A 7,559-nucleotide genomic window follows, 5' to 3' on the forward strand; every position below is an offset into this window, starting at 1 on the left:
TGTTTATACATATTTAAAGTGTGAGACGAAAGTATTCTTTACTTTTTTGTCTCACACTCTTTCTTATGTTTATTCAATGAATTGCTTGATCGTAAGGCTGAATAGAAAAAGCAAAACATGAATGATTAATGAGTAGCTAAATCAGTTAAAGCAGTGCGTGGTTGGATATTGACATCAATCACATTATAAAAAGCGTTAGAGGTGTCATAAATATCCCATACCGCTAAAATGACATGATAGCCAATGTGATCACTTGGAATATTAATTGTCTGTGTTAATGGCATTTTGTCTGCGGTCTGTCCATATCCCTGTACTTCTCCAATGAATTGCAATTCATCACGAGTAAGTTTTTTGTTTTGATCCCAACCATTTTTAGTGATGTAATAATGCCATTTGGCAGTGGCATGAGCTGCAGTATAATTCCAAGTAAATGGTGTAGGACCAGTCGTAATGTTTTGCTTCACCCAATAATCAGACTTCTGTACATCCAATTCAGTTCCTTTTACTCCATTTGCTGAAGCAATCATACCATCGGCAGGGCCTGCTTCTGGAAAACCTTTAGGCGCTTCTAATGAGCTGGGTTCATAAATGATTGGACCATATTTCAACAGGGCAGCATTTTCGTTGATTTCTTTATCTAGATTTCCCTGATATGCACGGCTAATAGGGCTTTCTACAAATCCATGAGCAGAAACATCTACAGTAGATAAAGCTGTTAAACCCGTGACTCCCAAAATAACACCTAATCCTAATAATAAATTTTTTTTCAACTTAATTCCCTCCTACTAATTTGTGATAGATAATTTTTTAGCAACCATAGTATAAAATGGAAGAAGGAAAGAATAATATTCTGTGTGTTATTACAACAAAATAAATTTTATTGTGAGTGTAGGATCCGTTTTTATTTGAATAGGTAAGGAAGAACGTATAGCGCTCTTTTTAGGATAAGGAAAAAATACAGTACAAAAACAACCTACTATATAGCTTTCTTTTTTGGCTATATAGTAGGTTGTTTTACTGTAAAATCAAATAAATGAAGTGAAAAATAACGAGACAATCACCTTATCATCCGTTAAAATGTGTTTTCACATGGCAACAGATTGATCAAGATAAGCGATTTATTTGGTTGTTTTAACTAAATCAGTTAAAGCCGTTCTTGGTTGGATATTGGCATCGATTACATTGTAAAAAGCATTAGGAGTATCAGCGATATCCCAGACAGCTAAAATGACATGATAGCCAATGTGATCACTTGGAATAGTAATTGTTTGTGTTGGAACTTGTTCAGCATCAATACCATTTCCTTGTACTTCACCGATAAATTGTAGATCATCACGAGTAAGTTTTTTATTTTGATCCCAACCATTTTTAGTAATGTAATAATGCCATTTAGTAGTTGAATGACTTCTTGTGTAGTTCCAAGTAAAGTTTGTTGGACCAGTAGTGATATTTTGTTTTGTCCAAAGAGTAGAAGTCTGTGCATCTAATTGAGGTCCTTTAGCTTCATTTGCTGAAGCAATTTTGCCATCGGCAGGACCTGCTTCTGGAAACCCTTTGCGTGCTTCTAATGATTGTGGCTCATCAACCACTGCGCCATATTTTTCTCTTGCTGCGCCCCAATTGCTTTTTGCATCGATATTTCCTTGATAAGCACGACTAATTGGAGATTTTACGTAACCATGGGCAGAAACATTTACTGAAGAGAATGTAGCTAAGCCAGTGGTAGCCAAAACTAATCCTAAACCTAATAACGAACTTTTTTTCATTTTTCTTCCTCCAAATGTTAGATAATATTTGTAAAAGAAAACTCTTTCACGAATATTACTATACAACTAGAACATAAAATAAAATAAATTTGTGTGGCACTACAACAAAAAAATAACAAATATACGATAAATTTTAAAAATATTAGTAATAGCTATAATCTATATAAAAAAGCCTACTAGCTGTAGTTTCATTACAACTAGTAGACTGATTTTCATCCGTTATCCACTGAAATTTTGTAAAGTTTGCTTTTTCACTAAACTAAATCGATTATTTTGCTAAGTCTGTTAGAGCTGTTCGTGGTTGGATATTAACATCAATCACGTTATAAAAAGCGTTAGAGGTGTCATAGATATCCCATACCGCTAAAATGACATGATAGCCAATGTGATCACTTGGAATAGTAATGTTATGGGTTGGATTTGTTTCAGCATCCGCTCCGTTAGCATACACTTCACCAATTGGTTGAAGGTCATTACGAGAAAGTGGCTTATTTTGATCCCAACCATTTTTAGTAATATAATAATGCCATTTTGTAGTCAAATGGGACGCTGTAAACCGCCAAGTAAAGTTGGTTGGACCAGTTGTCATGTTTTGTTTTGTCCAAAGAGTAGATGTTTGTTGGTCCAATTCAAATCCTCTAACCCCATTAGCTGAAGCGATTTTACCATCAGCAGGTCCTGCTTCTGGGAATCCTTTAGGTGCTTCTAATGATTGTGGCTCATTAGCGGCAACTCCATATTTGGCAATCGCTCCAAAATAATCGGTGTTACGATCGATGTTTCCTTGATAAGCACGGCTAATCGGAGATTGCACATATCCATGAGCAGAAACGTCTACTGATGAGAATGCAGCCACCCAAGTGGTAGCCAAAACCAAACCTAAACCTAATAACGAACTTTTTTTCATTTTTTTCCTCCAAATGTTAATTAATATTTATGAAAGAGCTTTCTTCCACAAATGTTAGTATACATTCAAAAAAACGTAACGAAGTCATTTTGTGTCGTATTGCAACAAATATATAACAAGGAGTAAAGCAGACGCAACAAAAGCAAGAAGAGTGAGCCATTTTTTTAATACCCACAAATCAAAGCATCGTCTTCCTTGACCACTTTTAATCATAAGTCATCAGTTTCTATTGGTGTAAGAAATGAAGCAATTTAAATAAAAGAGTGACATCAATAAATGTAAACATCTATCAAAAGAAATATCGATCAACCAGGAACAGATTGAAGATCTCTAGATAGTATCTTAGTTTTTAAATTGATATAATAGTCTTTTGCTTTGTGTAGCTCTAGCCATTCAAAGAATTCTACCCCTTTTTCAAAATCATAAATGGCTGCTTCATCGCCATCAGCTAACCTATCTAATGTAGTAAACATTTTATAATGGGCCATATCTATGGCACGCTTGTGTTTTTGTGTGATTGTTTTTAACTCTCGTAAAAAATGTTTTCGAAGAACGACTGAATGACGATTAAATGAGAGACGTAACCCATTTAAGATAAAATGAGAGAAAAGTTCTGGATAGTACGTGGCATCTATGTAAGTTTTCATTTTTGATATACTTTTTTGAAAGGAATGGATAATATATTGATCATCAAAAATAAACATACAATTTGAAAAAATAGTTAATTCGAAATGTCCCCATGTTTCAATTTTTTCTAAGTAATCTTTTATAATTGTTATTTCTTCTTCTAGATCTGGTGTAAGCGTGGCATGGTTATAGAGATAGTTCGTAATCAATCTTCTTTGAGCATAAACGAGGCGATAATAAATGTTTCCAGTTTTTTCATATTCATTTAACAATTCTAATTCTTGTTCACGCGTGATGGTTTTAGAAGAAATAAAATAATTTGTTAATTTTTGTTTGTTACTAAGAGAATTGTTATTGAGAAGGAATTGATATTCTTCTAAAGTAATGTTCATCCGTTCAAGGTAGTTAACTAATAGTTCAAAACTGATTTTTGTACCACGTGATTCGAAAGCCGCAAGTGTTCCCCGTTGAGATATCCCCCGTGTTAACTGTTCTTGTGTCAAGCCACGTTCTTTTCTTAATTTACGAATGAGAGAAGAATGAGTTTTCATAGACGGTTCCTCCTAGTGTTTTTTTTTAAATCATAGCATAGTCATTCTAAAATGTTCCGACATTGTCATTTTTGCTTTGTTTTACTTAAAAAGTGCGTCAATATTTTTTGTTTTGTTGTAAGAGCATACATTTTTTTGTAAACGAATTTAGTTATGGTTTAATTTGTTATGTAATAAATAATATAGGAGGCGATTTTATGAAGAAAAAGACATTATTATTTTCAATCGGGTTATTTAGTGCATTTCTAGGTGGAGGGACGCATGTTTTTGCAGCAGATGCAGCGGATGCTATGCCCGACATTTCAAATAAACAAGTTGCTGTTGGTTATTACCATAATTGGCAAGCAGAACAAGGAGCAGGTTATAAACAAGGCTGTCCGGCAGACATTGATTTGGCGAAAGTTAATCCATTTTATAATGTGATCTCAGTTTCTTTCATGAAAGGCGAAGGAATCCCAACTTTCAAACCATATAATATGACAGATGAAGCATTTCGTGAAAAAGTAGCAGCTTTAAATGCACAAGATCGTGCCGTACTTATCTCATTAGGTGGAGCAGATTCACATATTGAATTACATCGGGGGCAAGAACAGGCTTTTGCGGATGAAATCATCCGTTTAGTTGAAGTTTATGGTTTTGATGGATTAGATATTGACTTAGAACAAACTGCAGTAGCTGCTGGGGATAACCAAACAGTCATTCCTGCGGCATTAAAAATTGTCCGTGAACATTATAAGAAAGAAAATAAACACTTCATTATTTCAATGGCTCCTGAATTTCCTTATTTAAGAACCCAGGGAGCATATGTGCCATATATCACTGCATTACAAGACGAGTATGATTTTATCGCTCCTCAATTGTACAACCAAGCAGGGGATGGAATCAGTGTAGGAGTGGAATGGATTGCTCAAAATAATGATGAGAAAAAGTATGAATTTTTATATGGAATTTCTAAATCATTTAATGAAGGTAGCGGTGGATTTATCCAAATTCCTGCAAATAAATTAGCATTAGGGATTCCAGCTAATGAAGATGCAGCAGCGAATGGTTATGTAAAAGATCCAGCTAAAGTTTATCAAGTATTTGAGCAAATGGAAAAAGACAATACACCATTAAAAGGGTTGATGACATGGAGTGTCAACTGGGATGAAGGAAGTAATTCTGCTGGGGTTGCTTACAATGAATCATTTGCAAAAGCTTATCAAAATCTTTTCAAAGAACAAGTACCAGATACAGAAAAACCAACTAAGCCAGAGAATTTAAAAGGGACAGCTACATCATCAAGTGTTTCATTAAGCTGGTCCGCTTCTACGGATAATGTACGAGTATCTCATTATAATATTTATCAAAATAATCAACTGGTTGGAACGAGCACATCAACAAACTATACCGCAACCAATCTATCACCGAATACAACTTATTCATTTACAGTTGAAGCCGTAGATACATCCGGCAATCGTTCAACGCCTTCTGATGTTTTGGTTATTAAAACGCAAGAAGCAACACCAATTACAACACCTTCTATTCCTACTAATTTAGTAGTGCAAAGTGTAACGAAAAATACTGTGACACTTACTTGGACAGCGAATGATCCAAAAGAAGAAGTCATTCGTTATGAAATTTATCGAGATGGCGTGCGTGTAGCATCTTCAACAACACCGACATTTGTTGATAGTGGATTAACTTCTGATACCACCTATGAGTACCAAGTAGCTGCGGTAAATGCTGCTGATATTTCTGATAAAAGCCAAAAAGTGACTGCAAAAACCGCAAGTGAAAGTTCACAAGTGAATGAGTGGAAAGTAGGAACGATTTATCAAACAGGTGATATTGTGTCATATAAAGGCAGTCTTTATCGTTGTCGTCAAGGACATACAGGATCGGTAACTTGGGAACCAGATGTTGCACTTTCTTTATGGATAAAAATTAGCTAAAAAGTGAATAAAAGAGCCAGAGTGATTTCTAATTAGGAGAAATTTCTCTGGCTTTTCATTTTTATAGGAATGAAGTCAAAGAAGATAGACAGTAGAATCATGTTAGTAGGGAACTTGTTGGAATGAACTTACTTTAAACTACCCAAAAGAAAGTAAGAAAAGATAAGAGATGCAGTGGCAAATCATGCACTTCATCTCTTATCTTTTTAATTTATACCAAGAAATTGTGTTTTATCTCACATATAAAAGCAAGGTAAATAGGTAATACTATACTGGTGGTGAAACTGACCATTCTTCGCCCATCTATCTTCCCTCCAATTAAGAAACAATTGTATTTTCTATTTATAATTTAATAATAACTTATAAAAAATGAAAAAAAAGAAAATGTGCATTATTGCAACAACAGAAATATTCAAATAAAGTGAGTTGTGTTCTATTTTTTCACGTAAAGAAGTTAAACAAACAGTTAAAACAATAAAAATAAGTCCAATATTTGAACCATCTATACTATAATAATGAATATCAACTATTTTTGGAGGAATTTCCATGAGACAAAAAATTGCAGTGTTAGGCCCAGGTTCTTGGGGAACTGCTTTGGCACAAACATTAGCGGAAAACGGACACGATGTACGTATTTGGGGGAATGTTCCTGAGCAAATCGACGAAATCAACTATCAACATACAAACAAACAATTTTTACCAAATTTACAAATTCCTGAAACAATCATTGGATATAAAGAATTAGCGGATGCAGTAAAGGATGTAGATGCTGTATTATTTGTTGTACCGACGAAAGCCATTCGATCAGTAGCACAAGAGCTAATTAAGAAAATGAATACCAAACCGATTATTATTCATGCTAGTAAAGGATTAGAACAAGAAACGCATAAACGTATTTCTGAAGTAATTGCTGAAGAGATTCCTGAAGAAAAAAGGCAAGCGATTGTTGTCCTTTCAGGTCCAAGCCATGCAGAAGAAGTAGCTGTTCATGATATCACTACTATTACCGCTGCTAGCATTGATCAAAAGGCAGCGACATATGTCCAAGAACTATTTATGAATGATTATTTTAGAATTTATACCAATAACGACGTAATTGGTGTGGAAACTGGAGCTGCTTTAAAAAATATCATTGCTATTGGCGCGGGTGCCATTCATGGATTAGGTTTTGGCGATGATGCAAAAGCAGCCATCATGACCCGAGGACTTGCTGAAATCAGCCGATTAGGTGTAGCGATGGGGGCCAATCCACTAACATTTATCGGCTTAAGTGGTGTAGGTGATTTGATTGTTACGTGTACCAGTGTTCATTCTCGTAACTGGCGAGCGGGCAATTTACTTGGTCAAGGTCATAAGCTAGAAGAAGTGTTAGAGAATATGGGAATGGTGGTCGAAGGAGTATCTACAACAAAAGCAGCAGTTGAATTAGCAGAGCAGCTTGGCGTGGATATGCCTATTACTCAAACCATTTATAATGTATTATATAAAGGTGAAGATATTAAAAAAGCAGCAAAAGAGATTATGTTGCGTGATGGTAAAATGGAGAATGAGTTTTCTTTGAGGTGAGACTCCTTAATGGAATGAGAGGTCTAAAAACATGAAAGTGAAAAAAGCAGTCATACCAGCCGGAGGTTTAGGTACGCGTTTTTTACCAGCTACTAAAGCGATGGCAAAAGAGATGTTGCCTATTGTGGATAAACCCGCAATTCAATTTATTGTGGAAGAAGCCTTAACGTCTGGAATTGAAGATATTTTGATTATAACAGGAAAAGAG

The 7,559-nt window shown here is 35.0% G+C and carries 7 protein-coding genes; 3 read left to right on the plus strand and 4 right to left on the minus strand.

All coding sequences use genetic code 11. The features are described from left to right. Positions 1-125 precede the first annotated feature (125 nt). The 4 genes from EVI01_RS12915 to EVI01_RS12930 all read right to left on the minus strand — a co-directional run bounded on the left by EVI01_RS12915 (position 126) and on the right by EVI01_RS12930 (position 3,851). Positions 126-770 (minus strand): lytic polysaccharide monooxygenase auxiliary activity family 9 protein, encoded by a 645-nt coding sequence (locus EVI01_RS12915; protein ID WP_010750484.1) that lies wholly within the window; start codon positions 768-770, stop codon positions 126-128. Between the two features lie 348 nt (positions 771-1,118). Further along, positions 1,119-1,766, minus strand: a complete 648-nt coding sequence (locus EVI01_RS12920) for a lytic polysaccharide monooxygenase (protein WP_010750485.1) — start codon at positions 1,764-1,766, stop codon at positions 1,119-1,121. A 268-nt stretch (positions 1,767-2,034) separates the two neighbouring features. Continuing rightward, positions 2,035-2,673, minus strand: a complete 639-nt coding sequence (locus EVI01_RS12925) for a lytic polysaccharide monooxygenase (protein WP_010750486.1) — start codon at positions 2,671-2,673, stop codon at positions 2,035-2,037. A 305-nt stretch (positions 2,674-2,978) separates the two neighbouring features. Next, entirely contained in the window at positions 2,979-3,851 is an 873-nt protein-coding gene (locus EVI01_RS12930) for an Rgg family transcriptional regulator (protein WP_010750487.1), read from the minus strand. Between the two features lie 197 nt (positions 3,852-4,048). On the opposite strand from EVI01_RS12930, the gene EVI01_RS12935 reads away from it, so the two are divergent. The 3 genes from EVI01_RS12935 to EVI01_RS12945 all read left to right on the plus strand — a co-directional run. Next, a complete protein-coding gene (locus EVI01_RS12935; protein WP_010750488.1) occupies positions 4,049-5,785 on the plus strand; it encodes a fibronectin type III domain-containing protein in 1,737 nt (578 codons plus the stop codon). A gap of 546 nt (positions 5,786-6,331) precedes the next feature. Beyond that, a complete protein-coding gene (locus tag EVI01_RS12940) occupies positions 6,332-7,351 on the plus strand; it encodes an NAD(P)H-dependent glycerol-3-phosphate dehydrogenase (protein WP_010750489.1) in 1,020 nt (339 codons plus the stop codon). Positions 7,352-7,382: 31 nt separating this feature from the next. Further along, positions 7,383-7,559: sugar phosphate nucleotidyltransferase (locus tag EVI01_RS12945; protein WP_261766402.1), on the plus strand; the 177-nt coding region annotated here is incomplete at its 3' end.

Origin of the sequence: Enterococcus villorum (genome assembly GCF_007990225.1) — a bacterium.
Lineage (GTDB): Bacteria > Bacillota > Bacilli > Lactobacillales > Enterococcaceae > Enterococcus_B > Enterococcus_B villorum.